Raw genomic sequence first — 25,572 nt, 5'->3', positions numbered from 1 at the left:
ATAACGCATCTTGCCTCCCCGCTCCATCACAGTTACCCGTGATAGAGTCTTGATTACTAACCGGAAATGATGATGTCCCTTCTGCGCCCTCTGATCGCACTGAGCGTGTTCACAGCGCTGGTTTCCCCAGCTCTCGCGCAGTCCCAGCCCATGCCGCTCCCCATGCCCGCTGCCATTCCTGAACCGCAAGACCGGGCGTTCCCCGGGACCATGACGGTCTCGGTTGATGCGACGGATACGCTGCATCATGTGATGTCCATTCATGAAACGATTCCGGTGCCGAAAGAGGCGCAGCAGAAGGGAGAAATGATCCTTCTGTATCCGATGTGGATTCCTGGCGATCATTCTCCCACTGGTGTGATTGAGCAGCTCGCCAGCCTGCATGTGCAGAGCAATGGCCGCACGCTGGATTGGAAGCGCGATACGGTCAACGTCGCCGCGTTCCATATTCCCGTCTCTGCCAGCACCCCGACGCTGGATCTTCATTTCCAGCTTCTGACGCCGATTTCTCCGGGTCAGGGCCGTGTGGTCATGACACCGTCCATCGTCAATGTGCAGTGGGATCAGGTTTCACTCTATCCGGCAGGATATTTCACTCGTGGCATTACGGTTCAGCCTTCCGTGCGCATTCCGCATGGCTGGCAGATCGGCTCGGCCCTTCGCGCCGGAGTGTATGGTGACGAAACGCATTTTAACGCCACAACGTTCAATACGCTTGTCGACTCCCCGATCTTCGCCGGACGTTATTTCCGCAAGTTCGATCTGACCGGCCCCGATCATGTTCCGGTCTCGCTGGATGTTGTGGCAGACGAGCCGGACTCGCTGGATGCAACGCCGTCCCAGATTGCAGCCCATCAGAACCTTGTCCGGCAGGCTACGACGCTGTTCGCCTCGCATCATTACGACCATTACGATTTCCTCCTCGCCCTGACGGACGAACTAGGCAGCATCGGCCTCGAGCATCATCAATCCAGCGAAAACAGCGCCGCTCCGGGGTATTTCACGGAATGGGACAAGACATTCCCCGAGCGTGACCTTCTCGCCCATGAATACACTCACTCCTGGAACGGCAAGTATCGCCGTCCGGCCGATCTGTGGGCACCGAACTTCAACACGCCGCAGCGCGGGTCCATGCTGTGGGTTTATGAAGGCCAGACACAGTACTGGGGCAATGTCCTTGCTGCGCGCACGGGCCTCGTGACGAAGGATCAGGGCTTTGAGGCGCTGGCCTACATGGCGGCGTCTTATGACAACCAGACGGGCCGTCAGTGGCGCCCGCTGGAAGACACGACGAACGATCCGGTGATTGCACAGCGTGCGCCGCTGTCATGGCGCGACTGGCAGCGTTCGGAGGACTATTACGTTGAAGGGCAGCTCGTCTGGCTGGATGCGGATGCTCTGATCCGCAAGCTCTCCAACGATCACAAATCACTGGATGACTTCGCAAAAGCCTTCTTCGGCACCAACAGCGGCAGCTTCGTCGTCAGCCCCTATCAGTTCGACGATGTGGTCGCCACGCTCAACAGCGTGCAGCCTTATGACTGGGCCAAGTTCCTGCACGACCGTCTGGACACGATCCAGCCGCACGCGCCGCTCAACGGCCTGACCAATGGTGGTTACAAGCTGGTCTATACGTCCAAGCCGACCGCCTTCATCAAGGCCAGCGAAGCCGCACGCCACACCACGGACCTGTCCTTCTCACTCGGCCTGACGGTCAATGCGACCGGACGTGTGGGACGTGAGCACTGGATGAGCCCGGCCTTCAAGGCAGGTCTGGTTCCGGGCGTGACGATCGTGGCCGTCAACGACATGAGCTTCACACCGCAGCGTCTGCTTCATGCCGTTACGGACGCGCAGAAGGACCCGAAGCAGGACATCCATCTGATCGTGAAGTCCGGCGACCATGTCACCACGGTCTCCATCCCCTATCATGACGGTCTGCGTTACCCGCATCTGGAGCGTGTCGCAGGTACACCGGATCGTCTGAGCGCAATTTACTCAGCGCGTCAGTAAGATCGACGTCTCCGGGGCACTGCCCCGGAACCCCGCAAAGGGACTCAGTCCCTTTGATCCCGATTCAAACGTAATGGTTTCCAAAGGCCCCTCTTATCGACGTTGGGCCTTTGGTGGGTTTCAGGGCAGAGCCCTGAACCTCACCAAGGCACCAACGACTTCCCAAGCGCCTTCTGGGCCGCTGGTGTCATGCCCATGTCATTCCGGTTCCACCAGCCCCCGCCGAGGGACTGAAACAGCCCGACGCTGTCAGAGAACCGTGCGCCCTCAGCCTGAACATAGGCCAGACGCGCCTGCGCGTCTGTCTGCTGGGCCTGAAGCAGCACGAGCTCGCTGACATCCCCAAGACGCAACTGCCCACGGGCAATCGTCATGCTCTGCGTCGTGGCCTTCAGCAGCTCCTCGTCGGCCTTCAGGGCATCGGCATCGAACGTGACGGCATGCAGACTGTCCGCCACGTCCTGAATGGCGGACAGGACGGTGGCCCTGTAGGTCTCGTTGGCCTGAAGCAGATTGTCACGCGCCTGACGCTCTGCATGCAGGAGCGAACCACCCTGAAAGATCGGCTGCATGACGGTCGCGGCGATCGTCCAGTTGCCATAACCGGGCTTGAAGAAATCGCTCATCACGCCCACGGCCTGCGCCGGTGTGGCGCTGAGCTGCACATTCGGTAAACGGTTGGCGATGGCCACACCGATCTGCGCACTGGCAGACTGGATCTGGGCCTGAGCCGCGCGGATATCGGGGCGCTGGTTCAGCAGGTCAGCCGGCAGCGAGACCGGGAGAGTCTTCGGCAGGGTGAACTGTTCCAGACGAAACTCGGGCAGCGGCGTGTTGGGCGTCACGCCCACCAGAACCGCCATCTGGTCCCGCGTCTGCGCCAGTTGGAGGCTCAGACCGGGCAATGTAGCCTCAAGCTGGGCCACGGAGGCCAGCTGCTGCGCAATGTCCTGTCGGGATGCGTTTCCGATGCCCTGCTCGGCCGTTACCGTCTTCAGCACGGCGCGCTGGCTGCGGATCAGTTCGTTCGTGGCGTCGATCTCGGCGCGGATCGTGGCTTCCTCAATCGTCGCATTCACGAGATCGGAAATCATGGTCAGCGCGGTGGCTTCAAGCTGGAACTTCTGGAGATCCGCCTGCGCTCCGGCGGCCTCGATCGCGCGACGCGTTCCGCCCCACAGATCCGGCACATAACCAATATTCAGCTGCGCGGTGTGGACATTATAGAGCCACACATTCGAGTTCGGAACGGGAGAGTAGACCTTGGACGTCTTGTTCCGCGTCGGGTTGAACGAAGCCGAAAGCGTCGGATAAAGACCCGCCCCCTCGATCCGCCGCTGTTCCCACGCGGATTTCAGCCCCTGCTGCATGGCGCGCAGGGACTGATTGTTGGCCAGCGCCTGATCGACAAGCGCATTCAGGGACGGATTGCCGAACACCATCCACCACTGGCCCGGAATATCCACGCCGGACTGGAACTGCTGCGGTATGGTTGCACCCGCCACACCATGCCCGGCGGTCTCGGTCAGGGGCTGACCCTCATAGGCCGCGTTCTTCGGTAGGTCCGGGCGATGGAAATCCGGGCCGACCGCGCAGGCGGAAAGCGCCGTCAGACACAGCAGAAACGACGCACGACGAGACATCACGGAGCGCATCGTCATGATCCGGCTCCCTCTGAGGCAACTTGCGGACGCTTCTTCGCATCGCGGCGTTCAACCCACATTTCAAGCTCGCTGAAATAGACCGGCAGGGCAAACAGCGTCAGCAGCGTGGCGATCCCCAGACCGCCCACCACAACCGTCGCCAGTCCGCGCTGCACGTCCGTGCCCACACCCGTGGCAAGAGCGGCCGGGAGCATACCAGCCGTGGCCACTGTCGCGGTCATAAGCACCGGACGGAAACGCTCGGCAGCTCCGGCGATGGTGGCGTCGCGCACACCCAGACCTTCCACGCGATGGCGGTTGATACTGGCAATCATGATGATGCCGTTCTGTACAGCCACACCGAACAGCGCGATAAAGCCCACGGCGGTCGCGATATTGAGCGTCTCACCCCGGACATGCAGCGCGATCAGGCCACCCAGCGTCGCCAGCGGCACGACGCTGAGGATCAGCAATGCCTGCCGGATCTTGCGGAACTCGGCAAACAGCAGAACCAACATCACCGCGAACATCACGCCCAACGCAATCATGAGGCGCTTCTGGGCCCGCTCTTCCTGCTGGAAGGAGCCAGCCCATTCGAGCGTGTATTTTTCCTTGTCGAAATGCAGCTGCTGGTCGATCCGGCCCTGCGCATCCGCCAGATACTGCGACAGCGGACGCTTGCCATTATCCACGCGGATAGTGACCTGACGATGACTCATTTCGTGGGCAATGTTGCTCTCGCCCATATGAAGCCCGACATGCGCGACCTGAGACAGCGGAATATAGGCCCCTTCCGCATCCAGAAGGGGGATCTGCGACAGGGACTGCATGTCCTGCAGGTCCTTGCGGCGGATATGGAGCGTCGCGTTATAGAAGCGGTCCCCCACATAAACGGTCGTGATGGGTGCATCGCCAATGGCGTTCGACACGACATCGGAAATATCCGAAATGCTGATGCCGTAACGCGCGGCAGCCTGACGATCGGCCACCACTTCAATCTGCGGAATACGCGGTTCCTGAAAGATCGACGCTTCAGCCGTGCCCGGAACCTGATGGAGAATATCCACGATCTGCTGACCAATACGGCGCAGTTCCTGAAAATCGTTTCCGTAAACGCGCAGGACCAGCGGGCTGTGCGCACCGCCGACCAGATCGCTCATATTGTCCTGAATCGGCTGGCTGATGCCGAAATCGATCCCCGGAATCTGCGACAGACGCCGACGCAGACGTTCGACGAACTGCGCCTTGGTCTCACCTGACGGCCACTGGTCATACGGCTTGAGGCCGACCGGCATTTCAATATGCGACGGCGTCCAGGGGTCGGTTCCGTCGTCTGAACGCCCAAGCTGCGTAATGGCATAGGACGTTTCGGGGAACTCGCGGACTGCATGGCGCAGTTCATTGGCGATGGACTCGCCCTTCTCCAGAGAGATGCCGGTCGGCATCTGCACCTGAAGCCAGAGCGAGCCTTCATCCAGATCCGGCAGGAACTCCCGCCCGATCGACGCCCCGAGGAACACGACCGTGACCATCGCTGCGAGACCCGCGCCATAGGCAATCAGCGGACGGTCGATGAAATGTCCTAGCCAGTAGGTATAGCGGGCATGTAGCCATTCCAGCGGGCGGTTGTGCCAGATATGCTTGGGTTTGCGCAGCGCCAGATAGGTCAGGGCCGGAATGAGCGTTAGGGCGCAGAGCAGAGCACCCAGCAGCGCGAAACTGACGGTATAGGCCATCGGGCGGAAGAGCTTGCCCTCACTGCCCTCGAACGCAAAAAGCGGACTGTAGGCCACGATGATGACGAGCGTGGACGAGAAGATGGCCCGCCCCGCACGCTGCGCGACCGGCAGAACCTCGACAGGATCGAGCGCCTCGGTCGGACGTTCCTCACGGATGCGGAGGATCGTCTCGGTAATGACGATGGCACCATCCACAATCACGCCGAAATCGATGGCGCCAAGCGAAAACAGGTTCGCTGACATCCCGAGACTGTGCATCAGCACGAACACAACCGACAGCGCGAGCGGGATCGTCACGGCCGTGACGATGGCGCTGCGCGGGCTGCCGAGGAACAGGGTCAGGATCACGCAGACGAGGACGATGCCCTCGATCATCGTTTCCGTGACCTTGTGCGTCGTGGAGAGCACGAGATGGTCACGGTCCATATACGGCACGATACGGACATGGCTAGGCGCGAGCTGCTGCTGGAGCTTCGCCACCGTATTATGCAGATCGTCGAGCACGAGCGAGGGGTTTTCCCCGCTCAGCATCGTCACCACACCTTCGATCGTATCGGGGTTGCGGTCCTTGCCGAGAATACCCTGACGGACCTGATGCCCGAACTGGACGCGCCCCAGATCCTTGACGAAAACCGGCACACCACCATGGCTGGCGACAACGATGTTCCCCATGTCATCGAGATTACGGATCATCCCGATCCCACGGATGATATAGGACTGCTCGCCCCGGCTCACACGCCCACCACCCGCATTGGCGTTGCTGTTGCGAATGGCGGTCAGTACGTCTTCGAGGCCGACATGAAAGCGTTGCAGCGAATCAGGATCGAGAACGAGCTGATACTCGCGCGTCAAACCGCCGAAATTGTCCACATTGACAATGCCAGGCACGCGTTGGATCGCCGGAATAATGGTCCAGCGCTGGAGATCGGACAGCTCCATCAGGTTCTTGTCGTCGGATTCCAGCGTATAGCGATAGATCTCGCCGCTCGGCCCTGAAATCGGCCCCAGAGACGGCATGGCGCCATTGTTCAGCGGATTGTTGGCAAGCTGCGTCTCGACGAGCTGACGCGCCGCATAGACATTGGTGCCTTCACGGAAGATCAGCGTAATCAGTGACAGGCCGAACGTGCTGGTGGAGCGGCTGTCCGTCACGCCGGGAACGCTGGCCAGCGTCCGCTCAAGCGGGATCGTGACCTGCTGCTCCATTTCCTCGGCGGCCAGCCCCTCCTGCTGGGTCGTGATCAATACACTGACTGAGCCCAGATCCGGATAGGCCTCGACCGGCAGGATCTTCCACGAAAGACCACCGAGAAGCGCCAGGATCAGGGCGGAAAAGAAAACAATATTCCGGTGATTGAAGCACCAGGAGATGAAACGCTCGATCATCAGCTCAGGGCCACCGGATCAGTCATCGTTCAGGAGAATGGCACCGCTCGTCACGACGCGTTCTCCTGCGGAAATGCCCTTGAGCACACGGACGTTTTCACCTTCATCATAGCTGATGGTGATGTCGCGCCGCTGGAAGGTGTGGGGCGCGGTCTCAATGAAAACCGACACCTGATCGTTGTTCATCAGAAGGGCGGCCTTGGGAATAATGATCTCACTGGGCTGCGGAATGTTCAGGGTCGCATTCACATACATGCCCGGACGCAGGACGCCATCAGTGTTGGGGCAGGCGACATAAGCATTGATCCGGCGCGTATCGATATGAAGTGCCGGATCAAAACTGATGACCTGACCCGAACAGGTCCGTCCCGGAAACTCGTCGAACGTGACGGACAGCACGTTGCCCTCACCGATCTGCGCTAGATTTTCCTGCGGAATGGCCGCGGCAATCCAGACCTGCGACAGGTCCAGAACCGTCATCTGGATGGCGGTCGGATCGGTGATGTTTTCCCCCGGTGCCATGATCGTCGTGGAGACGACACCATCCACGGGGGACACGAGCGGCGCCTGTCCCTTTGCGGAATAGCCTGGGCGCGCGCCCAGAACCTGAAGCCTGCGCTGCGTGCGCTCGGCTTCGGCCTGTGCCTGCGTCAGATCGTTACGGGCGGCTTCGATATCCTTGACGGCATTTCCACCGATCGCCTGAACACCCTGCGCGCGGGCATAGGCACGGCGTGCGAAATCAAGAGCGGCACGAGCACGGGTATCGTCAGCCCAGGCCTGATCCAGATCACCGGCAGCAATCGTGGCCAGAACCTGTCCGCGCTGCACATGCTGACCCAGATGGACCAGAACATCCGTAATCCGACCCGCGACCGGCGCATACACATTCACCTGCCGGTCGGGTTCCGTCATGACCTGCGCGGGAAGCAGAATGCCGTGATCACGCGAGACGCTTACAGCGGCCTGTATCGTCAGACGCTTCTCAAGCGGACTACCTTCCCGGACGACAAGACCGCCCTTCGACTGCGTCACCATAGGAGGTTCGGTCGCTGCAACAGTCGAATGCGGGGATCGGAATCGCAGAACGACGACGAGAAGGATGGTCAGGCACAGCAGGCCAATGGCCCACGCGCCGACGCGGGTAACGCGCATGCTGATAGAAAACCCCGTAACTCTGTCAGGACAGACGTCCCGTTTTGACTGAAACGTCTAGAGAATGGCCTGTTGGCCACGACCCGAACGATTTCATATCCCATGGAAGGACGCCAGACGTCACATACGGAAACGAAGAGATTTTTGCACTGACCGAATGACCGGATTGCAAAAGTTTTATGTGATTGCCGCAAAAATGCAAAAAAGCGGCCCTCCGGAGAAAGGCCGCTTTCCTGATACGCCAGTTTCTGACCCGAAAATCAGAAGCGGTATTCGATACCTGCACCAACGACGGTCGGATCGAGCGAGTCATGCGCCGTGATCTTCGTGGTCTCGGCATTGTTCTGCGCCCAGGCATGGACCCGCATGAACATCTGCTTGACGTCGAAGTTGAAGAACCAGTTGCCAACGACCTGATAGTCGAAACCGACATTGACAGACGGGCCACCCGTCACGCCGATATTGAGCTTCTGCGTGAGCGGACCACCAGCAGGGGACACGTTATGGAACCATGCCAGCGTCGCACCAATACCCGCATAGGGGTTGAAGCGCTTGTGCGGACGGAAATGCCAAGCAAACGTGACGGTCGGCGGCAGAACCCAGGCGCTGCCCACATCAACCTTGCCCAGACCCGGAACGCCTTCAGCAGCGATCTCATGACGCGTGCTGGCGGCAATCAGGTCGACCGAAACGTTGTCCGTGAAGAAATATTCAAACGTCAGCTCCGGCATGACCTGACGCGTCGTCTTGACGCGGCCACCGAGATGCGCGCCGTTCAGTCTCAGGCTGCTGTCACGGTCTTCCGGCATGACGCCAAGGGCGGACAGACGAACGATGAAGTCACCCTTGCCCAGACCGATGCGCGTGTTGGCGCAGGTCTGGAAGAGGCCGCAATGGCCGGACGCAGGTGCATGGATGTTCACGGACGGCACAGGAGCCGCCGTCATCGGCGCACTGACCGTGGCCTGCGGAGCCGGAGCAGAAACCTGTGCAAACGCGGGAGTTGCAACGGCGCCGACTGCGGCAGCCAGCGCGAAAGCGTTAAATTTCATCTGGAATTTCCATCACCATTCGTTGAGCCTCACAAAGCACTCCTCCCCTTCCATCACATTGACCTGAATCAAGTCTGGTAAATTATGTGGTAGTGTGGCTGAAAGTCTTCAGGCTGCGCTCAGCACAACGGGAACAGGATTCATCATGTCTGCGTCACATACTCCTGAAGATGTCCATGATCGATGCGCCCATTGCGTAGGACGACGTCTGAGCGTGTGCAGCAGCATTGACGACTGTGACCTTGCCATTCTTGCCAACGAGTCTTCACGAATGACCGTTGCCGACGGTCGATCCTTTATAGAAGAGGGCGCACCGGCCAACGATTTCTTTGTGGTGACCGGCGGCAGGGTCAAACTCTTCACGCTTCTGCCGGATGGGCGGCGCCAGATTACAGGCTTTGCAGAAGGCGGACATTTTCTCGGACTCGCCGCCTCGACCAGCTACGCTTTCGGCGCCGAAGCCCTCGGCGGAGCAACGCTCTGCCGCTTCCCCCATGCCGGCATGCAGCGCCTGACCGAACGTTTTCCCAACCTTGAACACCGCCTGCGCGAAGAAGCCTCCCGCGAACTCGCCCTGATGCAGGCCCGCATGACCCTGCTGGGCCGCAAGACAGCCCGCGAGCGCGTGGCCACCTTCCTGATCGAACGCTGCCAGCACTTGGAAAAGCCAGACCTCTCCCACCCGGTCGAACTCGACCTGCCAATGCCCCGGACTGATATCGCGGATTATCTCGGACTCACTATTGAAACGGTCAGCCGGATCCTCAGCGCCTTCAAAAAAGAAAAACTCATCAGTATCCGAAGCATTACCCACATCACATTACTGATGCCTGAACGGATATCGACGATCGCAGAAGGCATGGAATAGGACCCTTTTCAAAAAGCCACATTCCCGCCATCAGGACGCTCTATGTTTTACTGATCGTTTACAGGAGATGTCATGATTTTCATTCCTTCCCCCCGCACGATGCTTGCTGTCGGACTGATTGCCGGAGCCGTTTCCCTTGCTCCGCAGGCTTATGCGGCGGGCACCACAGCATCCAGCGCCTGCCAGCAGACTGGCCAGAATGATGTCATCGGACGTCTGGCACAGCGGGAAGACTGCCTGAACAGCAAGGTCCAGAACTACCAGAAGCAGTCGCAGGACGCTCAGGCCGCGCGCGAAAAGCGGATTCAGGACCTGAAGGACAAATACACGAACGCTCCGGCCAACGAGAAGGCGCGTCTTCAGAAGCAGATCGCTGGCGAACAGTCCAAGCTGACCAACCTGCGCGATCAGGAAAACCAGCGCTTGCAGCAGCTCAAGAATGCCCCGCAGGAACAGCGCAACCGCCTCAACGCTCTGGGCAGCAAAACCCGCGGCGATGTCAGCAACTTCCTGAACGGCGGCCTCTGATCCGGTCGCTCCGGCCCCTTTCGCGGGGCCGGAATTTCAGGGCCTCAAAGCGCCCTGAAGGCCTGAAGGGCGCGATCCCGCCCGTCTTTCAGATCGACGATGGGGCGCGGGTAGGTCTTGCCCAGAATCACTCCCCCCTGTCGCAGATCCGCCTCCTTCGCGGCCCAAGGCTCGAACAGCGCTTTTCCTGACAGACGGCGCAGTTCAGGCACCCACTGACGGATATAATCGCCGTCCGGGTCAAACTTTTCGGCCTGTCGCGTCGGGTTGAAAATCCGGAAAAACGGCGTGGCTTCGATGCCCGTCCCCGCGACCCACTGCCAGTTCATGGCGTTGTTCGCAAAATCCGCATCCACCAGCGTATCGCGGAACCACGCCTCCCCTTCTTTCCAGTCGATCAGCAGATGCTTCGTCAGAAACGACCCCACGATCATCCGCGCCCTGTTATGCATCCAGCCCGTCTGCCAGAGCTGGCGCATCCCCGCGTCCACGATCGGCACCCCGGTTTGCCCGCGCTGCCACGCCTTCAGATCTGCGGCACTGTTCCGCCAACGCATCCCGGAAAATTTCGCACTAAGGTTTTCAAACGGCAGTTGCGGCAGGTGATACAGCGTGTAGCGGGCAAATTCCCGCCATCCGAGCTCTGACAGGAAAATCCGCGGCCCATCCGTATGCGCGCCATGCGTCTGCAACGCCGCCCAGACCTGACGAGGTGAAACCGCACCGGACGCAAGATACGGCGACAGGCGCGACGTTCCTTCCTCCGCCACCCTGTCCCGACCCCTCGGATACTCTGCAACAGCATCTTTCAGAAAATCTTCAAGATGCTCCTGCCCTTCCGCTTCTCCCGGCTCCCAAGTTGTGCGGAACCCCGCTGCCCAGTCCGGAACCCGCGGACAGAGATCCGCTTCATTCAACCGTTTATCCGGCAGAACAGAGTCCGGAACATCCTGAAATGATAGCCCGTCCGGCATTCCCAACGGCTCCGGTACGATGTGCGTCTGAAGCGCTTTCCAGAATGAACCGCAGACTTTATAGAATCCACCCTGCTTCGTCCGCACCGTGTCCGGATCAAGCAGAACCGTTCCCCAGTGCGCCCGAACCTCACAGTCCTGCTGTTCCAGAGCCTGCTGGATCCGATCGTCCTGCGCCCGTTCGCGTTCATGCAGACGATAGTGCCAGTGTACTGAACCCGCATCCATGTGCCGCGCAAGCTGCGGAAGCAGATCCTCGGCAGACCCCGCGAGAGTCAACAATGTCCCGCCCCGACTTTCCAGTTGCGCGCGTAGATCCGCCAGTGCCCCATGAAGCCACCACCGCAACGCCGATCCGACCGGATGCAGAGCCGGGGTCACGTCATCAAGAACATAAACACAGATCAGCGGCCGACCGGACGCCGCCTCATGCAGCGCAGGATGGTCCGCCAGACGCAGATCGTCCCGAAACCAGACGATGGCTGGCCGGGTCTGTCGGGAAGAAGAAGATTGGGTCCGGGAACGGGGCATGGATCCTCACAAAAAGCGAAAACTCTTCACAAAGCGCCTCACAGCACCATTCGTTCAGAGCGGATGAAACGACTTTCAATCCGGACCGGGGATAGTCTGAAAAAATTTCTCCCACAGCCGCGAACCATTGTCATGAAATGTCGTTTAGATGGCGAAACGCTCTTCAAGAGGATTTTTTCATGTCCACCAAGTTCATTGCACGTATTGCTCTTTCGCTGGCCCTTCTCTCGGGTTCGGCCGTCACGCTGTCTGCCTGCAACACCGTGCGCGGCGCTGGTCAGGACGTGAGCTCCGTCGGTCACAACGTTACCCGCGGCGCAACCGCAACGCAGGGCGCGATTGACCGTCACACGGGCGTTTCCCCCTGATTTTCGCGAAAACCCCAGTTCGGGCTTTCAGAACCGCCGGTCCCCGACCGGCGGTTTTTTTGTATCGGCACGTCCTGACTTCGGCTTGGAGAACAGGCCTTTGTAGATTTTTGCTTGTCATTCCTGTCCGGACGGTTCCATAGTTTGATTCGAACACAGACGTTCTCAGGGCGGGGTGAAACTCCCCACCGGCGGTATTGGCGGATTTATCCGCCTCAGCCCGCGAGCGCCTTCCGGATTTCGGTCCGGAAGGGACAAGCAGATCCGGTGAGACTCCGGAGCCGACGGTCATAGTCCGGATGGAAGAGAACGCAGCACTTGTCCGGTCACGGACAGGTTGGGCACTTGCCGCCCCGCCTGTTTTCCGTTCCGGCTAAGGGCAGCGTGCGCCTTGCGGACGTCCCGATCGTAACGGGACCAGAAGACGCAACTTGCCTGACCAGACCACCTTTTCCGACACCGTAGCACCGAGCACCATTCGCGACGGATTTCGTGCGGCCATCTCGCAGGCTGTCGAGACCTTTGGTGCCACGGCACCCAACCCGTCCGTCGGATGTGCGCTACTGGATGCGGAAGGCCGTGTGCTGACGGTCGGCGTTCATCCACGCGCGGGACAGCCCCATGCTGAAGCCATGGCTCTGGCGCAGGCGCGTGCGGCGGGTGTACTGGATCAGGCACGGGTGGCCCTCGTCACGCTGGAGCCCTGCAATCACACCGGGCGCACCCCTCCGTGCAGCGAGGCCCTGCGCAACAGCCCGGTTCGGGAGGTCTGGATTGGTGTGGCCGATCCGAACCCGCAGGCATCGGGTGGAGCCGTCCGGCTGCGCGAAGAGCCCGGTGCAAAACGCGTGGTCATGCTGGCGGACCGGCCGGACATGGCCGATCTGGCCCGCGACTGCCAGGCCCTTCTGGCCCCTTTCGCAAGCCGCGTCGTCCGGCACCGCCCATGGATCAGTGTTAAACAGGCGCTGGACAAACACGGCTCCATGGTGCCACCGCCGGGCCAGAAAACCTTCACCTCCCCGACCTCGCTCACCCTCGCGCATCGCCTACGCCGGGCGACGGACGCAATCATCACCGGGATCGGCACCGTTCTGGCGGACCGCCCGCGCTTCACAGTCCGGCATATCCCGGACCATGAGGGCCGCAAGCCGCGCCTTCTGGTCGTCTGCGACCGCCACGGCCGCCTTCCGGCGGACTGGGTTGCGGAGATGACAGAAAATGGGTTCGAGGTCCTTACCAGTTCCGACCTGCTCTCCGTCCCGGCCCTGCTGGCGGAGCGCGGCGCAAACTGGGCGATGATCGAAGCCGGACCGGCCCTGCTGGCCTCCGTCGCCGAGGCCGGGCTGTGGGACGACTGGCTCACCATTCATAAAACTGCGGCCACTGACCGCATCGATCTGAAATCGCGGGACGAAAGCCCGCTGCGACTGCTGAGGGAAAACGCATGTTCTCTGGAATCATAGAGCGTCTGGGCACAGTCCGCGCCGCCTCCGTCCGCGACAAGGCCATGGACCTGACCGTAGAGACCGGATTCCCCGATCTGGAACTCGGCGAAAGCGTGGCGATCAATGGTGTGTGTCTGACGGTCGAGACTTTCGATTCAGCAGGCGTGGCGACGTTCCATCTCAGCGGCGAGACGCTGTCCCGAACACCGCTGGATCAGCTGAAAACCGGATCGCGCGTCAATCTGGAACGCGCCGTCGCCGCCAGTACGCGCCTTTCGGGCCATATCGTGCAGGGTCATGTGGATGGCGTGGCGACCCTCGCCAGCGTTGAAAAAGCCGGGGATTCCTATGCCCTGCGCGTGTTCGTCCCGCAGGCGCTGCGCCAGTATGTCGTGGAAAAGGGCTCCATCACCTTCGACGGCATCAGCCTGACGGTAAACGATCTGCATGACGACATCACGCGCGGCAATCAGCCCGGTTTTGAAGTCGGCCTGACGATCATCCCGCACACCTGGGAGCACACCAACCTCTCCACGCTGTCGGTCGGAGACCGGATGGATGTGGAAGTCGATGTGCTGTCCAAATATGTCGAGAACCTGCTGCGGTTCTCCCCCAGCCTTGGAAAGGTGGCCTCATGAAGCCGTCCCTGAAAACCGCCATCGAGGCCATCCGCGCTGGCGGCATGGTCGTCATGGTCGATGACGAAAACCGGGAGAACGAGGGCGATCTGGTCATGGCGGCGCAGTTCGCCACGCCGGAAGCCATCAACTTCATGGTTCGTGAGGCGCGCGGCCTGATCTGCCTGCCACTGGAAGCCGAACAGGCGGACCGTCTGGCCCTGCCCCCCATGGTGGCCCGCAACCGCGACCCGCGTGGCACAGCCTTCACGGTTTCGATCGAAGCGGCAACAGGTGTGACGACCGGCATTTCTGCCGCAGACCGCGCCCGCACGATCGTCATCGCCGCCAACCCCGCAGCTAAGCCAGACGACCTCGTCTCGCCGGGGCATATCTTCCCGCTCCGCGCGCATCCCGAGGGCGTTCTGGGCCGCAACGGTCATACGGAGGGGTCCATCGACATCGCGCGTCTGGCCGGGCTGGAACCCGCGGGCGTGATCTGCGAGATCATGGCCGATGACGGCAGCATGATGCGCCTGCCGGAACTGCGGAAATACGCCGCCCGCCACAACATGCCCATCGTCAGCATCGCCGACCTTCAGGACTGGTGCCGCGAGCATGGACGTGGCGCCATCGCGGGCCACGATCTGATCTGCACGCCCGTTCCGGCTGCGGGCGAAATGGTGGCCGAATCCGCCCTCCCCAGCATTTTCGGCGGCCACGATCTGCGCATCCACGCCTTCCGCGCCGTCGATGGCGTAGAGCATGTCGCGCTGGTGAAGGGCGATCCATCCAAGGGCGTGCCGTTGGTGCGTCTGCATTCGGAATGTGTGACGGGCGATGCGCTCGGCTCCATGCGCTGCGACTGCGGCGCGCAGCTCCGCGAGGCTCTGGAGCGGATTTCGGCATCCGAGTCCGGCGTGCTGGTTTATCTGCGAGGCCATGAAGGCCGTGGGATCGGACTGGCCAACAAGATCCGCGCCTACGAGCTTCAGGATCATGGCATGGACACGGTCGAGGCCAACGAGGCCCTTGGCCTGCCCGCCGATGCCCGCGAATGGGACGCAGCGGCGGACCTGCTGCGGCATCTGGGCGTGAGTTCGCTCCGTCTTCTGACGAACAATCCGGACAAGGAATCCAACCTCGTCCGCTTCGGCTTTGACGTGCAGTCCAGCGAGCGGCTGGAAATCGAAGCCAATCCTTTCAACCGCGCCTATCTTGCGACCAAACGCACACGGATGGGCCATTTCCTTCAGGAACAGCCGGCATGAGCACCCATATCCCCGTAGCCCCCGACCTGCAGCTTTCTCCCGCACCGAAAGTGGCCATCATCTCCAGCCGCTTCAACACGAGCATCACCGGCGGCCTGAAGAACGGCGCGCTGGAATGGCTCGAAGAGCGCGGCATCACCGATGTGGACGTCTATGACGCGCCGGGCGCGTTCGAACTCCCCATTCTGGCCCAGCGTCTGGCGAAATCCGGCCAATACGAGGGCGTGATCTGCCTCGGCTGCGTCATCAAGGGTGACACCGCGCATTTCGAGTTCATCTCGCTGGGTGCCACCATCGGCATCATGCAGGCCCAGCTTGCCACCGAAGTGCCGATCGCTTTCGGCATCCTGACGACCTACACCGAACAGCAGGCCGTGGACCGCTCCCGCGAAGACGCCGAAAACAAAGGCCGTGAAGCCGCAGCGGCCTGTGTCGAAACACTGGCCTTCCTGCGCAACGTGCCCGTCCGCTCCTGATCCCTGCTGGAAAAGCGCCGCCTGTCAGAAACGCCGGTACACAAGTTCCGGCTTTTCTGATGCTTCCTCCACGGCCTTTTCCACACGGTCGTGAAACGGCGAGAGACTACAGACCGGGTCGGTGTTGGCGGCATTCCCCGTCAACGCCAGCGCCTGACAGCGGCATCCGCCCCAGTCCTGCTCCTTGCGCTCGCAGGACCGGCAGGGTTCCGGCATCCAGTCCGTCCCCCGAAACATATTGAACAGGGGCGAACAGTTCCAGATGTCCGACAGGGTCCCGTCCTGCACATTCGGGAAGGCAACATCGGGAATAATTTCAGCCGCATGGCACGGCAGCACCCGTCCTGAGGGTGTGACATTCACGAAACGCTGACCCCAACCTCCCATACAGGGTTTTGGCCGGTCTGCATGATAATCCGGCGTCACATAATCAACCGAAAGACCACCCTTCGCACGCTCTGCCTCGACAGCGCGTGTGGCCTCCTGAAGCTGCTCACGGCTGGGCAGAAGCGCGTCGCGGTTTTTCAGTCCCCAGCCATAATACTGGGTATGCGCGATCTCCACCCGACCGGCCCCGAGTTCCCGCGCCAGAGCAAACATCTCGGGAATACGGGCCACATTTTCCCTGTGCACCACAAAGTTGAGCGTCATCGGAATACCGGACGCCCGAATAAGCCGTGCCGCCTCGATCTTGCGGGCCTGCGCCCCCTTGAGGCCGCCAATCCGCTCGGCGCCCGCCTCCGTCACGTCCTGAAAGGACAGCTGGATGTGGTCCAGCCCCGCCTTGTCCAGCGCCTCCAGCTTCGCCTCGTCAAGCAGGACGCCGGAGGTGATCAGGTTGGAATACAGATTGAGGTCCCGCGCGAGGGCGACCAGCTCGACGAGGTCGGGTCGGGCCATCGGCTCACCGCCGGAAAAATGAACCTGCAACACACCGAGTTCGGCGGCCTGTTCCAGCACAGAGCGCCAGCCGGCTGTGTCGAGTTCGGCGGCTTTTCGTTCGAGTTCAAGCGGATTGGAGCAATAGGGGCAGGAAAGCGGGCAACGATGCGTCAGTTCAGCCAGAAGGCTCATCGGCGGCGAAGGAAGAGTCATGTGTGCAGGACGTTCTTTTCTGTCAGTTCAGAAAGAAGCGCGAGGACATCCTTCGCAATGACCTCACGCGGGGCGGAAAATTCGTTTGCAAGTTGCTGGATGATGTCGCCGACGCTGCGCTCTCCATCCAGAAGCCGCAGAATATGCGGTGCGGAACCCTCGATCACAAACGCTTTTTCAGGCGCCTGCACGATCCACAGGTCTCTCACGCGATCGTGCTGAAGCCGATGACCGCGCGCAAAGGAGAGAACACTCTCCTCCGCAACACAGGACTGGTCCATCATGGCACGAAGGCGCCCGGCGGAATGTGGCCGTCTACATAGGCATAATCGAGCGCATCCAGCATGGTCCACAGCACGGAGCACTTGAACTCCAGAGCTTCCAGAACCTCTTTCTGCTGCTCGGGCGTACGGGCATTTTCGCGGACATAGGCCAGAGCAAAATCAGAATCCCGCGGCGCCTGGGTCAGACGGGGCGTGAAATAGGCCAGCGTCTTTTCCGACACGAAATCATAGTGCCGCAGCATCCCCGAGACGCGCTCGCTAATGATCGTGGGCGAAAACAGCTCCGTCAGCGAGGACGCGATGGCGGCCAGAATGGAGCGGTCCCGCACGAAGTTCACATACGCATCAACTGAAAAACGCGTCGCCGGAAGCAGGCCGTCGAGGCTTTCCACATAGTCGCGATCCAGCCCCAGACCATCCGTCAGCATCAGCCAGCGCGCGACACCCCCCGTTCCGGGCTCGGTGCCGTCATGATCCTCGATCCGGCGCCGCCATTCCCGGCGCAGTTCGGCTGTGGGCAGACGTGCAAGGAGGGTCGCGTCCTTGGCCGGGATGCGGGCCTGATAATAATAGCGGTTTAGCGCCCAGGCCTGAACCTGCGCGCGGTTGAGCTTGCCGTCATGCAGCTTGCGGTGAAACGGATGCCGATTGTGATACCGCTCGGCACCGATCTGCCGAAGCCTCTCTTCAAGCTGGTCAGGGGTGAGGAGCGTCATGGTGTGTCCAGTCTGAAAGTCATGCCGTCTTCCGCAACCGTCCATCCGGCGCGTTCGACGCTTTTTCGTTCGGGGCTGTCTTCGAACAGAATCGGGTTGGAGTTGTTGATATGAATCAAGACCTTGCGAGGTTTTTCACATATCGTGAAACATTCGACCGGGCCGCCGGCGTCATTGACCGAAACATGTCCCATCCGCTGGCCGCTCTTGGGGCTTAGCCCAGCGCGAATCATTTCGTCGTCCCGCCACAGCGTCCCGTCAAATAACACGAGATCCGCCGCAGCCACCCGCTCCACGATCTCCGGCGTGATATGCGCGCAGCCGGGAATGAAGAGCAGCGTTTTCAGCCCGTCCGTTATGGACAGACCCAGCGTTTCATCGGGCTTCGAGCCTGCGGCTTCCGCATAAAGCGGGGCCTTGCCCGGCACTGCGAAGGCCGTCAGCAGCAGGCCCGAGGGAATCCCGTCCTTGTTCATCAGGGACATGGGTTCGTTGAGAGGCAGCGGGATGCGCGGTACGATCTCAGGGTCGAGCGCGCCGAACATCGGATTGTCCGCCAGTTGCCGAAGCGTCGAGTCGCTGCCCATCAGTCTGAAGGGTTCGCGCTCGCGCAGCGTCAGAAGCCCCGTGATGGCGTCGATTTCGCCGCAGGTCAGAACGACACCCTGAATAGGCGTTCCGCGCAGACTGCCCTGATGATGCAGGGCCGGGGTCTCGATGATCTGCTGACGCAGATCGGGCGAGGCGTTGAGAATGAACCAGCGTTTTCCGTCGGCGCTGACGGCGATGGAGGCCTGGGTCCGGGCTTTCGCGCCCTGTCGCGTGCGGGCGGCCACACAGCCGGGCGCTGCGGAATTCCACTGCGGAAAACCGCCCCCTGCCGCCGCACCAAGCACGATGACATCAATCATTTTTTCACAAACCGTCTGAATCGGGCGCCCTGCGGCTCCCATGAATGAAAACGGCCGCTCCGAAGGGGAGCGGCCGTGCCATATTCCTCAAGGACGGGGCCTCGGGGAAGAGGCTTATTTCTTCTCGCCGCAGACATACGAGTTGATTTCTGCGCCCAGCGGGATTTCGGTAACTTTCGGTGTGTTCCAGGCCATGATTTTTCTCCTTGGTCTCCGATAACCGGCAGATGTGACAACAACACATCCACAGGCGCTCCTCATGATTTAGTGACCGGATGCCACTGGAGTTCAAGGGGTTTTTTGGGCAGAACACGTAACTGTGTCCTTTCGCGGACCGTTCTGGTCCGTAAGCTCCGTCTTCGTTGCAGGCAAAAAAACATGTCCGGCCGTCCCATTGCGTCCTCCGCCGACCCTGCCTGTAGCGATACCGCGTCCCCGTCTGGGAAAGCTGGTGAAAAACTGCTCCCGGACGGCGATTTTCCGGACCCTACGCTCGACCGGAACCTGCTGCGCGACCATCTGAACATCCGGGACATGTGTGTCCTGATCCTGACGATTCTCGCCGTCTTCTATTCGCTGTATTTCACGGCCCCCATCCTCCTGCCTTTCGTCTTCGCGCTCGTGCTGAACCTGCTCATGATCGCACCCATGCGATTCCTGACCCAACGCCTGCGCCTGCCCCGGCATCTGGCGGGACTACTGCTGATTGTCATGATGTTTGGAATTGTGGGTGGAATCGCCACGACGATTTCCGTCCCGGCGGCTGGCTGGATCACCCGCGCGCCGCAGACGCTCCCCGCGTTGCAAAGCAAGCTGGCCGTTCTCAGCGGGCCGATCGACATGATCCAGCACGATTACATGCGTCTGTCGGCCATGTTCAGCGGCCATTCCGGCAGCACGCATACAGCACATGGCGTCACCGGTCCGATCAGCGGGGAGACGGCACTCTCGCGGCTCGGCTCTTCCGTTCTGGCCGGGACGCGGGAGCTTGCAGGCGGCTTCTTCTCGATGCTGCTGATGCTGTTCTTTCTCATGACGGAAGGCGACACGCTTCTGCGCCGCTGCGTCGAGATCATGCCGACTTACGCCAAGAAACGCCGCCTCGTGGAAATGGCGACACAGATCGAACAGAACGTCTCGCTCTATCTCGTGACGATCACGATGATGAATCTGGGTGTGGGGCTGGTGAACATGATCCAGTGCTGGGCGACCGGAATGCCCAATCCGCTTCTGTGGGGCGTCCTGGCCTTCCTGCTGAACTACATTCCCATCATCGGGCCGCTCACGGGTGTGGTGGTCTATTTCGTGGTCGGACTCTTCAGCTTCCCCTCCCTGCTTTACGCGCTCCTTCCGCCGTCGATCTATCTGCTGATCCATGTGCTGGAAGGCGAGACCATCACGCCTATGCTGCTGGCCCGGCGCTTCACGCTCAATCCCGTTTTCGTTATGGGATCGCTGCTGTTCTGGGACTGGATGTGGGGCATCTCCGGCGCGTTCCTGTCCGTGCCAATGCTCGCAGTTTTCAAGATCGTCTGTGACCATATCGAAGTGCTGGCGCCGCTCGGACATATTCTGGGTGGCCCGACGCGGCGGACGATCAGTAGTGCCATTGTTGCGCAGTTGCAGTCCGAGCCGTGAGGATCGGGGCTTTGCCCCGAGCCCCACAAAGGGGCTCGCCCCTTTGATCCTGATTCCAAATTAAGCGGTTTCCAAAGGCCTTGGCCTTTGGCGGGTTTCAGGGCAGAGCCCTAAACAGGCTCTGAATATCTGGTCAAAACTGCCCCTTTCACGCTAGACGCTTCCGCAGAACAGTCCCGTCCAGTTCATTCTTCCAAGGAGACCCCATGACCCAACTGCCTCGCCGTGGCGTCTGTCTGGTGATCTCGGCCCCGTCTGGTGCGGGCAAGTCCACCATTGCCAACGCCCTGCGCGCTTCGGAGCCAACCCTGCGCCATTCCGTCTCGGTTACGACGCGCGGGCCGCGTCCGGGCGAGGTCGAGGGTGTGCATTACCATTTCCGGGATATCGCGGAGTTCCGCCGCATGGCTGCGGATGATGAGCTTCTGGAATGGGCGGAAGTCTTCGACCGGGGTTATGGCACGCCGCGCGCACCAGTTGAGGAAGCACTGGACGCCGGACATGACATGGTGTTCGATATCGACTGGCAGGGACACCGCCTTCTACGCGCGGCTCTGCCGGACGATGTGGTGAGCCTGTTCGTTCTGCCGCCTTCGCTGGAAGAACTGGAACGCCGGCTGAACAAGCGCGCTTCGGACCATCCCGAAGAAATCGCCAAGCGGATGCAGGCGGCGCTGAACGAGATTTCCCATTGGTCCGAATTCGATCACACAATCATCAATTCGGAGCTGGACACAGCGATTTCGCAGGCGCGCTCCGTCCTGACAGCCGCGCGGCTGTCAACGCGACGTCAGCGCAATCTGCCCGACATGGTCGCCAGCTTCAGCCGCTGACTTCACCGGTCGCAGCCGGGGCACCTGCATCCGGCTGGACGGTCTGCATCGCGGCGGCGAAGGCGGTTGCGGATGTCATGGCATCCGCCATGGTCGTCGGCATCAGGATGGTGGTGCCGCGGTTCTTGTTCATTTCAAAAATACGGTTGATCTGAAGGATCTGGAGCGCGATCGGCGCGGCTTCGTAAGTCTTGGCCGCCTGCGCCAGTTCATGCGCCACTTCCCGCTCCGCCGAAGCAAGGGTGACGCGGGCAGCACGCTCGCGCTCGGCCTGCGCCTGACGGCTCATGGCGTCCTGAAGGCTGTCAGGGAGCTGCACGTCGCGGATTTCGACGGACTGAACTGTAACGCCCCATTCGCGGGTCTTGCTTTCGATGAGGTCTCGCAGTTCGCCGTCAATGCGGCGACGGTCTTCCAGCAGCGTGGCCAGATCCGAACTGCCGACAACCTCGCGCAACGTCGTGAGCGCGACCATCGAGACCGAGCCCTCGTAATTGTCCAGCTCCGTGATGGCCCGCAGCGGATCATGCACCATCCAGAACACGACCGCGTCCACATCCACCGGCGTCGTATCACGCGTCAGGGTCTGACGCGTATGCACGGGCACCGTGCGGATGCGTTGGTCCACAACGGCGTCAATCTGATCGAGGAAGGGAACGATCAGGAACAGGCCCGGACCACGCAATCCCTGAATCTTTCCTGCCCGCAGGACAAGAACGCGCTGCCAGGAATTGCACATCTTGAGCGACAGATGCACGAGCAGGGCGAGCACAAAGCCACCGATAACCCAGCCGGGTTGTCGCGTCAGAGCTGTCAGCCCGGCCGAGATCAGAAAAACGACCGCTGCGATGGAGGCCGAAATCGTGTTGAGGGGCAGTTTCCGCTTCATGGATGGCACCAGCGACATGGAAGGAAGCACGGGAAAATCCGGCATGGACATCAGCCTTTGGCAGAGCCGCTCTCGGGCTCGGATGAGGTGGGAGGCAGACCGAGAAGATCGCGCATGGCGATGACGACCGCTTCGGGATCAAGCCCCGCGGCCTGACTGCGGGCGATGGTGGAGGCCGCGAGCGCCCGGGCTTCCGCGGCTTTGAGCGCGCCGTCCGGCTGTGGCGGCGTGTCGCTGACGAAACTGCCCCGGGCCCGCAGCGTCCGGATCGCGCCCATTCGTTCAAGCTCCGCATAGGCTCGCTGGACGGTGTTGAGATCCACCCGCAGATGAACGGCGAGCGCGCGCATGGTCGGCAGGCGATCTTCGGGTTTCAGCAGACCCGCACCGATGGCGGCCAGCACGCGCTCGCGGATCTGAACGCGTAGCGGCAGGGCGCTGGCCTCCGAAAGTGAGGTGGGGAAGAGTAATGTTTCTATGTCAGCAGACATGCATACAAGAGTGATCCGCTTTCGGAACGTCCGTCAAGAAGATTCCGTGTCAAAGTCCACTCAAGACCGTTTGAAACCGCGCAAGGCTTGGGAAGACTCCGGCTTCGTGATATGCGCTGCCGTTCCCAGTGCCTGCGGACAGCCAAGGACCAGACGTCGCATGACAGCGCTCCAGACCGACCCCCCGATCATGACCCGGAACGGAACGGACGCAACCGCGCATCATCATACGCCGCTGATCCTCGCCCTTCCGAAAGGCCGCATCCTCAAGGCGCTGGCTCCGGTCCTGACGCGAACGAGCATCGAGCCCGACCCGGACTGCCTGACCGAAAGCAGCCGCCGCCTGCGCTTTGGCACATCCGATCCGAATCTGGATGTCGTGCGGGTCCGTTCCTTCGATGTCGCGACGTTCGTGGCGTATGGCGGTGCGGATATCGGCGTATGCGGCGCAGATGTGCTGATGGAATTCGACTATCCGGACATCTATGCGCCGCTCGATCTGGGCATCGGGGGCTGCCGCATTTGCGTGGCGCGCCCAAAAACCATGATCGAAGATCCCGCAACGGGTCAGTCCCGTCTGCGGGTTGCCACAAAATACCCGACCATTGCCCGCCGTCACTTCGCGTCCCGCGCCATCAATGCCGAGATCGTGCATCTGAACGGCGCTATGGAACTCGCACCGACGCTGGACCTGGCGAGCGTGATTGTTGATCTGGTCGATACCGGCTCCACCCTGCGCGCCAATGGCCTGATGGAAACCGAGACCATCGCCCATGTCACGAGCCGCCTGATCGTCAACCGCGTCGCGCTCAAGACCCGGCCTGAAGAAATCAGCGCCCTGATCGAACGCTTCCGTACAGCCCTCGCCACGGAAGGTGCGGTCTGATGAAACGCCTCGATACGTCCGCAGCTAATTTTTCCGCAGACTTCGCAACACTCCTCGCCGCGCGTGGCAGCGACGAACGCAGCGTGGCCGAACCGGTCCGTGCGATCCTCGCAGACGTCCGCAGCCGGGGCGACGAGGCCCTGTGCGACTATACCGCCCGGTTCGATCGGCTGACCCTGCCTGCTGACAAACTCCGCATCAGCGCCGAAGAAATCGCCTCCGAAGCCGCGCGCGTGCCCTCGAACCTGATGGACGCCCTCCGCACCGCCGCCCGCCGGATCGAGACGTTTCATGCGGCCCAGATGCCCAAGGATCTGGACTTCACGGATGAGGACGGCATCCGCCTCGGGATGCGCTGGACCCCGCTGGATGCGGTCGGGCTTTATGTTCCGGGCGGCAAGGCGGCCTATCCGTCCTCCGTGCTGATGAACGCCCTGCCCGCTCGTGTGGCGGGTGTGAAGCGGCTGGCCATGTGTGTCCCGGCCCCGGACGGCGTGCTGAACCCGCTGGTTCTCGCGGCCGCGCAGCTTTGCGGCGTGACGGAAATCTACCGTATTGGCGGCGCGCAAGCCGTCAGCGCCATGGCGTTCGGCACGGACCTTATCGCCCCGGTGGACCGCATCGTCGGGCCGGGCAATGCGTATGTCGCAGAAGCCAAGCGGCAGGTCTTTGGGCATGTCGGCATCGACAGCATCGCCGGGCCGTCCGAAGTCGTGGTCGTCGCCGACGGGCAGAACGATCCGCGTCTGGTGGCCCTCGATCTGCTCGCACAGGCCGAACATGACGAGCAGGCTCAGGCCATTCTCGTGACAACGGATGCCGCTTTTGCCGAACGTGCCGCGGAGGCCGTCCGCAAAGAGCTGGAAACCCTGCCCCGTGCCGCCATCGCTTCGAAAAGCTGGGACGATCATGGCGCGGTCATTGTCGTACGCTCGCTTGAGGAAGCCGCCGAGATCGTGAATGCGCTGGCGCCCGAGCATCTGGAAGTCATGCTCGACGCCCCGCGTGACTTCTCGGCGATGGTCCGCCATGCGGGTGCGATCTTCATGGGCCGCAACTGCCCCGAAGCCGTGGGCGACTATGTCGGCGGTCCGAATCACGTCCTGCCGACCAGCCGTACGGCGCGGTTCGCCTCCGGTCTGTCGGTGTTCGACTTCATCAAGCGCACCACCACCATCGAAACCGACGCAGCCGGTCTGCGCCGGATCGGCCCGGCCGGTGTGGCTCTGGCGACCGCCGAAGGACTGGACGCCCATGCCCTCAGCCTGTCAGCCCGACTGGAGAAGAACTGATGGCCCGCCTGTCGATCGGTGACCGTGTTTCTGACCTCAAGGGCACGCATGACGGCAGGCTGGTCGATATCGACGGCACCACCGGCTATGTCGAGCAGGCCAATGGCGTGGAGGTCGAGTTCCCGCTGAGCCAGCTCAAGCCTTATGAAGAACCGAAAATCGCCGAAGAGCGCACGCTCTCCGGCCCCCTGCGGGACCGTCTTCTGAATCCGGCGCAGAAAGCGCTTCTGGCCTCCGTCCCCGCCACTCTGCTGGCCGCGATTGCAAAAAGCTATGACGCGGGGAGTGACGGCCCGGGGTCGCGCACGCCGTTTGCAGCCCTTCCGGAGTCCAAACGGCTTGAGGCCATCCGCATTTATCTGCCGTCCCTGCCGCAGAGGCTTCTGGCGTCACATATGAATCTTGTCGTCGCCATGCGCGATATTTCCAAACTGTCCTGACGGGCTGAGTCTGCATGCTTTTCGGTCG

General features: G+C 61.4%; 25 protein-coding genes and 1 riboswitch. Of the genes, 13 read left to right on the top strand and 12 right to left on the bottom strand.

The window, feature by feature from the left end:
• The first annotated feature begins 72 nt into the window (after positions 1 to 72).
• Entirely contained in the window at positions 73 to 2,013 is a 1,941-nt protein-coding gene (locus GKO01_RS04650) for a M61 family metallopeptidase (RefSeq protein WP_099286112.1), read from the top strand.
• 140 nt (positions 2,014 to 2,153) lie between these two features.
• Here the strand turns inward: GKO01_RS04650 and GKO01_RS04645 are convergent, their stop codons facing one another.
• The 4 genes from GKO01_RS04645 to GKO01_RS04630 form a co-directional block, all read right to left on the bottom strand.
• On the bottom strand, positions 2,154 to 3,674 hold the full coding sequence (locus GKO01_RS04645) for an efflux transporter outer membrane subunit (RefSeq protein ID WP_244901327.1): 1,521 nt from the start codon (positions 3,672 to 3,674) through the stop codon (positions 2,154 to 2,156).
• Entirely contained in the window at positions 3,671 to 6,781 is a 3,111-nt protein-coding gene (locus GKO01_RS04640) for an efflux RND transporter permease subunit (protein ID WP_099285979.1), read from the bottom strand. The genes GKO01_RS04645 and GKO01_RS04640 overlap by 4 nt, the downstream gene beginning before the upstream one ends.
• A gap of 18 nt (positions 6,782 to 6,799) precedes the next feature.
• Positions 6,800 to 7,936, bottom strand: coding sequence for an efflux RND transporter periplasmic adaptor subunit (locus GKO01_RS04635; protein ID WP_099285978.1), 1,137 nt, complete (start codon positions 7,934 to 7,936; stop codon positions 6,800 to 6,802).
• A 260-nt stretch (positions 7,937 to 8,196) separates the two neighbouring features.
• A complete protein-coding gene (locus GKO01_RS04630; protein ID WP_099285977.1) occupies positions 8,197 to 8,988 on the bottom strand; it encodes an OmpW/AlkL family protein in 792 nt (263 codons plus the stop codon).
• A 271-nt stretch (positions 8,989 to 9,259) separates the two neighbouring features.
• Between GKO01_RS04630 and GKO01_RS04625 the strand changes: the two genes are divergently transcribed.
• Positions 9,260 to 9,856, top strand: a complete 597-nt coding sequence (locus GKO01_RS04625) for a Crp/Fnr family transcriptional regulator (RefSeq protein ID WP_099286111.1) — start codon at positions 9,260 to 9,262, stop codon at positions 9,854 to 9,856.
• Positions 9,857 to 9,928: 72 nt separating this feature from the next.
• Complete coding sequence (locus GKO01_RS04620) at positions 9,929 to 10,384, top strand: hypothetical protein (RefSeq protein WP_099285976.1); 456 nt, start codon at positions 9,929 to 9,931, stop codon at positions 10,382 to 10,384.
• Between the two features lie 44 nt (positions 10,385 to 10,428).
• Here the strand turns inward: GKO01_RS04620 and GKO01_RS04615 are convergent, their stop codons facing one another.
• The gene (locus tag GKO01_RS04615; protein ID WP_099285975.1) at positions 10,429 to 11,889 is read right to left on the bottom strand and encodes a cryptochrome/photolyase family protein; all 1,461 of its coding nucleotides are present in this window, start codon (positions 11,887 to 11,889) and stop codon (positions 10,429 to 10,431) included.
• A gap of 179 nt (positions 11,890 to 12,068) precedes the next feature.
• Between GKO01_RS04615 and GKO01_RS04610 the strand changes: the two genes are divergently transcribed.
• The 5 genes from GKO01_RS04610 (at position 12,069) to ribH (ending at position 16,069) form a co-directional block, all read left to right on the top strand.
• Positions 12,069 to 12,257: an entericidin A/B family lipoprotein gene (locus tag GKO01_RS04610; protein ID WP_099285974.1), complete on the top strand. Its 189-nt coding sequence runs from the start codon at positions 12,069 to 12,071 to the stop codon at positions 12,255 to 12,257.
• 157 nt (positions 12,258 to 12,414) lie between these two features.
• Positions 12,415 to 12,572: riboswitch (FMN riboswitch) on the top strand.
• A gap of 116 nt (positions 12,573 to 12,688) precedes the next feature.
• A complete protein-coding gene (ribD, locus tag GKO01_RS04605) occupies positions 12,689 to 13,723 on the top strand; it encodes a bifunctional diaminohydroxyphosphoribosylaminopyrimidine deaminase/5-amino-6-(5-phosphoribosylamino)uracil reductase RibD (protein ID WP_099285973.1) in 1,035 nt (344 codons plus the stop codon).
• Positions 13,705 to 14,343, top strand: a complete 639-nt coding sequence (locus tag GKO01_RS04600; protein ID WP_099285972.1) for a riboflavin synthase — start codon at positions 13,705 to 13,707, stop codon at positions 14,341 to 14,343. The genes ribD and GKO01_RS04600 overlap by 19 nt, the downstream gene beginning before the upstream one ends.
• Entirely contained in the window at positions 14,340 to 15,593 is a 1,254-nt protein-coding gene (ribB, locus tag GKO01_RS04595) for a 3,4-dihydroxy-2-butanone-4-phosphate synthase (RefSeq protein ID WP_099285971.1), read from the top strand. Before GKO01_RS04600 ends, ribB begins: the two co-directional genes overlap by 4 nt.
• On the top strand, positions 15,590 to 16,069 hold the full coding sequence (gene ribH / locus GKO01_RS04590; protein ID WP_099285970.1) for a 6,7-dimethyl-8-ribityllumazine synthase: 480 nt from the start codon (positions 15,590 to 15,592) through the stop codon (positions 16,067 to 16,069). The genes ribB and ribH overlap by 4 nt, the downstream gene beginning before the upstream one ends.
• A 24-nt stretch (positions 16,070 to 16,093) precedes the next feature.
• Here the strand turns inward: ribH and pqqE are convergent, their stop codons facing one another.
• From pqqE to pqqA, 5 genes are all read right to left on the bottom strand, one after another.
• Complete coding sequence (pqqE, locus tag GKO01_RS04585; protein WP_099285969.1) at positions 16,094 to 17,164, bottom strand: pyrroloquinoline quinone biosynthesis protein PqqE; 1,071 nt, start codon at positions 17,162 to 17,164, stop codon at positions 16,094 to 16,096.
• Positions 17,161 to 17,448 carry a pyrroloquinoline quinone biosynthesis peptide chaperone PqqD gene (gene pqqD / locus GKO01_RS04580; protein ID WP_244901325.1) on the bottom strand — a complete coding sequence of 96 codons (288 nt, stop codon included), beginning with the start codon at positions 17,446 to 17,448 and terminating at the stop codon, positions 17,161 to 17,163. Before pqqD ends, pqqE begins: the two co-directional genes overlap by 4 nt.
• Complete coding sequence (pqqC, locus tag GKO01_RS04575; RefSeq protein ID WP_099285968.1) at positions 17,445 to 18,164, bottom strand: pyrroloquinoline-quinone synthase PqqC; 720 nt, start codon at positions 18,162 to 18,164, stop codon at positions 17,445 to 17,447. Before pqqC ends, pqqD begins: the two co-directional genes overlap by 4 nt.
• The gene (gene pqqB / locus GKO01_RS04570; RefSeq protein ID WP_099286109.1) at positions 18,161 to 19,075 is read right to left on the bottom strand and encodes a pyrroloquinoline quinone biosynthesis protein PqqB; all 915 of its coding nucleotides are present in this window, start codon (positions 19,073 to 19,075) and stop codon (positions 18,161 to 18,163) included. The genes pqqC and pqqB overlap by 4 nt, the downstream gene beginning before the upstream one ends.
• Positions 19,076 to 19,189: 114 nt before the next feature.
• Positions 19,190 to 19,270 carry a pyrroloquinoline quinone precursor peptide PqqA gene (gene pqqA, locus GKO01_RS04565; protein WP_010502998.1) on the bottom strand — a complete coding sequence of 27 codons (81 nt, stop codon included), beginning with the start codon at positions 19,268 to 19,270 and terminating at the stop codon, positions 19,190 to 19,192.
• 183 nt (positions 19,271 to 19,453) lie between these two features.
• Here pqqA and GKO01_RS04560 point away from each other — a divergent pair, with 183 nt between their 5' ends.
• Both GKO01_RS04560 and gmk read left to right on the top strand, forming a co-directional pair.
• Positions 19,454 to 20,713 (top strand): AI-2E family transporter, encoded by a 1,260-nt coding sequence (locus GKO01_RS04560; RefSeq protein WP_099285967.1) that lies wholly within the window; start codon positions 19,454 to 19,456, stop codon positions 20,711 to 20,713.
• A 206-nt stretch (positions 20,714 to 20,919) separates the two neighbouring features.
• Positions 20,920 to 21,546, top strand: a complete 627-nt coding sequence (gmk, locus tag GKO01_RS04555; protein WP_099285966.1) for a guanylate kinase — start codon at positions 20,920 to 20,922, stop codon at positions 21,544 to 21,546.
• Here gmk and GKO01_RS04550 read toward each other — a convergent pair.
• Positions 21,536 to 22,480 carry a slipin family protein gene (locus GKO01_RS04550; protein WP_244901324.1) on the bottom strand — a complete coding sequence of 315 codons (945 nt, stop codon included), beginning with the start codon at positions 22,478 to 22,480 and terminating at the stop codon, positions 21,536 to 21,538. The genes gmk and GKO01_RS04550 overlap by 11 nt on opposite strands.
• 5 nt (positions 22,481 to 22,485) lie before the next feature.
• The gene (locus tag GKO01_RS04545) at positions 22,486 to 22,926 is read right to left on the bottom strand and encodes a GntR family transcriptional regulator (RefSeq protein WP_099285965.1); all 441 of its coding nucleotides are present in this window, start codon (positions 22,924 to 22,926) and stop codon (positions 22,486 to 22,488) included.
• A gap of 160 nt (positions 22,927 to 23,086) precedes the next feature.
• On the opposite strand from GKO01_RS04545, the gene hisG reads away from it, so the two are divergent.
• Genes hisG through GKO01_RS04530 form a run of 3 tightly spaced genes read left to right on the top strand, consistent with a single transcriptional unit; the run spans position 23,087 to position 25,544 of the window.
• Positions 23,087 to 23,812, top strand: a complete 726-nt coding sequence (gene hisG, locus GKO01_RS04540; protein WP_373319084.1) for an ATP phosphoribosyltransferase — start codon at positions 23,087 to 23,089, stop codon at positions 23,810 to 23,812.
• Positions 23,812 to 25,104 (top strand): histidinol dehydrogenase, encoded by a 1,293-nt coding sequence (gene hisD, locus GKO01_RS04535; protein ID WP_099285964.1) that lies wholly within the window; start codon positions 23,812 to 23,814, stop codon positions 25,102 to 25,104. Before hisG ends, hisD begins: the two co-directional genes overlap by 1 nt.
• Positions 25,104 to 25,544 carry a hypothetical protein gene (locus GKO01_RS04530; protein WP_099285963.1) on the top strand — a complete coding sequence of 147 codons (441 nt, stop codon included), beginning with the start codon at positions 25,104 to 25,106 and terminating at the stop codon, positions 25,542 to 25,544. Before hisD ends, GKO01_RS04530 begins: the two co-directional genes overlap by 1 nt.
• Positions 25,545 to 25,572 lie beyond the last annotated feature (28 nt).

This window comes from Gluconobacter kondonii (genome assembly GCF_002723995.1).
Classification (GTDB): Bacteria; Pseudomonadota; Alphaproteobacteria; order Acetobacterales; family Acetobacteraceae; genus Gluconobacter; species Gluconobacter kondonii.
Note: the sequence above shows the minus strand (reverse complement) of the source record. Positions and strands in the feature narration are given on the sequence as shown.

Bases quoted from the DNA above. Each gene is read 5' to 3' on its own strand.
- GKO01_RS04550 (WP_244901324.1), bottom strand. From the start codon at position 22,480: ATGCCGGATTTTCCCGTGCTTCCTTCCATGTCGCTGGTGCCATCCATG.
- pqqB (WP_099286109.1), bottom strand. From the start codon at position 19,075: ATGATTGATGTCATCGTGCTTGGTGCGGCGGCAGGGGGCGGTTTTCCG.
- GKO01_RS04610 (WP_099285974.1), top strand. From the start codon at position 12,069: ATGTCCACCAAGTTCATTGCACGTATTGCTCTTTCGCTGGCCCTTCTC.
- ribH (WP_099285970.1), top strand. From the start codon at position 15,590: ATGAGCACCCATATCCCCGTAGCCCCCGACCTGCAGCTTTCTCCCGCA.
- GKO01_RS04645 (WP_244901327.1), bottom strand. From the start codon at position 3,674: ATGACGATGCGCTCCGTGATGTCTCGTCGTGCGTCGTTTCTGCTGTGT.
- GKO01_RS04650 (WP_099286112.1), top strand. From the start codon at position 73: ATGTCCCTTCTGCGCCCTCTGATCGCACTGAGCGTGTTCACAGCGCTG.
- hisD (WP_099285964.1), top strand. From the start codon at position 23,812: ATGAAACGCCTCGATACGTCCGCAGCTAATTTTTCCGCAGACTTCGCA.
- pqqC (WP_099285968.1), bottom strand. From the start codon at position 18,164: ATGACGCTCCTCACCCCTGACCAGCTTGAAGAGAGGCTTCGGCAGATC.
- GKO01_RS04615 (WP_099285975.1), bottom strand. From the start codon at position 11,889: ATGCCCCGTTCCCGGACCCAATCTTCTTCTTCCCGACAGACCCGGCCA.
- hisG (WP_373319084.1), top strand. From the start codon at position 23,087: ATGACAGCGCTCCAGACCGACCCCCCGATCATGACCCGGAACGGAACG.
- GKO01_RS04530 (WP_099285963.1), top strand. From the start codon at position 25,104: ATGGCCCGCCTGTCGATCGGTGACCGTGTTTCTGACCTCAAGGGCACG.
- pqqD (WP_244901325.1), bottom strand. From the start codon at position 17,448: ATGATGGACCAGTCCTGTGTTGCGGAGGAGAGTGTTCTCTCCTTTGCG.
- ribB (WP_099285971.1), top strand. From the start codon at position 14,340: ATGAAGCCGTCCCTGAAAACCGCCATCGAGGCCATCCGCGCTGGCGGC.
- GKO01_RS04630 (WP_099285977.1), bottom strand. From the start codon at position 8,988: ATGAAATTTAACGCTTTCGCGCTGGCTGCCGCAGTCGGCGCCGTTGCA.
- pqqE (WP_099285969.1), bottom strand. From the start codon at position 17,164: ATGACTCTTCCTTCGCCGCCGATGAGCCTTCTGGCTGAACTGACGCAT.
- GKO01_RS04560 (WP_099285967.1), top strand. From the start codon at position 19,454: ATGTCCGGCCGTCCCATTGCGTCCTCCGCCGACCCTGCCTGTAGCGAT.
- GKO01_RS04635 (WP_099285978.1), bottom strand. From the start codon at position 7,936: ATGCGCGTTACCCGCGTCGGCGCGTGGGCCATTGGCCTGCTGTGCCTG.
- GKO01_RS04545 (WP_099285965.1), bottom strand. From the start codon at position 22,926: ATGTCTGCTGACATAGAAACATTACTCTTCCCCACCTCACTTTCGGAG.
- gmk (WP_099285966.1), top strand. From the start codon at position 20,920: ATGACCCAACTGCCTCGCCGTGGCGTCTGTCTGGTGATCTCGGCCCCG.
- GKO01_RS04620 (WP_099285976.1), top strand. From the start codon at position 9,929: ATGATTTTCATTCCTTCCCCCCGCACGATGCTTGCTGTCGGACTGATT.
- pqqA (WP_010502998.1), bottom strand. From the start codon at position 19,270: ATGGCCTGGAACACACCGAAAGTTACCGAAATCCCGCTGGGCGCAGAA.
- GKO01_RS04640 (WP_099285979.1), bottom strand. From the start codon at position 6,781: ATGATCGAGCGTTTCATCTCCTGGTGCTTCAATCACCGGAATATTGTT.
- GKO01_RS04600 (WP_099285972.1), top strand. From the start codon at position 13,705: ATGTTCTCTGGAATCATAGAGCGTCTGGGCACAGTCCGCGCCGCCTCC.
- GKO01_RS04625 (WP_099286111.1), top strand. From the start codon at position 9,260: ATGACCGTTGCCGACGGTCGATCCTTTATAGAAGAGGGCGCACCGGCC.